General features: G+C 53.7%; 1 rRNA gene. It reads left to right on the top strand.

The window, feature by feature from the left end:
* Nucleotides 1-70 precede the first annotated feature (70 nt).
* Nucleotides 71-1203: ribosomal RNA gene (locus ACQUTP_RS25660) — 16S ribosomal RNA — on the top strand; the annotation flags it as partial.

Genomic DNA, 1203 nt, shown 5'->3' with positions numbered 1-1203 from the left:
AAATGAATACCAAGTCTCAAGAGTGAACACGTAATTCATTACGAAGTTTAATTCTTTGAGCATCAAACTTAAATTGAAGAGTTTGATCATGGCTCAGATTGAACGCTGGCGGCAGGCCTAACACATGCAAGTCGAGCGGTAGCACAGAGAGCTTGCTCTCGGGTGACGAGCGGCGGACGGGTGAGTAATGTCTGGGAAACTGCCTGATGGAGGGGGATAACTACTGGAAACGGTAGCTAATACCGCATAACGTCGCAAGACCAAAGTGGGGGACCTTCGGGCCTCATGCCATCAGATGTGCCCAGATGGGATTAGCTAGTAGGTGGGGTAACGGCTCACCTAGGCGACGATCCCTAGCTGGTCTGAGAGGATGACCAGCCACACTGGAACTGAGACACGGTCCAGACTCCTACGGGAGGCAGCAGTGGGGAATATTGCACAATGGGCGCAAGCCTGATGCAGCCATGCCGCGTGTATGAAGAAGGCCTTCGGGTTGTAAAGTACTTTCAGCGGGGAGGAAGGCGATAAGGTTAATAACCTTGTCGATTGACGTTACCCGCAGAAGAAGCACCGGCTAACTCCGTGCCAGCAGCCGCGGTAATACGGAGGGTGCAAGCGTTAATCGGAATTACTGGGCGTAAAGCGCACGCAGGCGGTCTGTCAAGTCGGATGTGAAATCCCCGGGCTCAACCTGGGAACTGCATTCGAAACTGGCAGGCTAGAGTCTTGTAGAGGGGGGTAGAATTCCAGGTGTAGCGGTGAAATGCGTAGAGATCTGGAGGAATACCGGTGGCGAAGGCGGCCCCCTGGACAAAGACTGACGCTCAGGTGCGAAAGCGTGGGGAGCAAACAGGATTAGATACCCTGGTAGTCCACGCCGTAAACGATGTCGATTTGGAGGTTGTGCCCTTGAGGCGTGGCTTCCGGAGCTAACGCGTTAAATCGACCGCCTGGGGAGTACGGCCGCAAGGTTAAAACTCAAATGAATTGACGGGGGCCCGCACAAGCGGTGGAGCATGTGGTTTAATTCGATGCAACGCGAAGAACCTTACCTGGTCTTGACATCCACAGAACTTAGCAGAGATGCTTTGGTGCCTTCGGGAACTGTGAGACAGGTGCTGCATGGCTGTCGTCAGCTCGTGTTGTGAAATGTTGGGTTAAGTCCCGCAACGAGCGCAACCCTTATCCTTTGTTGCCAGCGGT

It is taken from the genome of Klebsiella sp. 2-CIP_Kleb. (assembly GCF_050378715.1).
Classification (GTDB): domain Bacteria; phylum Pseudomonadota; class Gammaproteobacteria; order Enterobacterales; family Enterobacteriaceae; genus Klebsiella; species Klebsiella quasipneumoniae.
The sequence above is the reverse complement of the archived record's forward strand: the minus strand, read 5'-3'. Positions and strand labels throughout refer to the sequence as shown.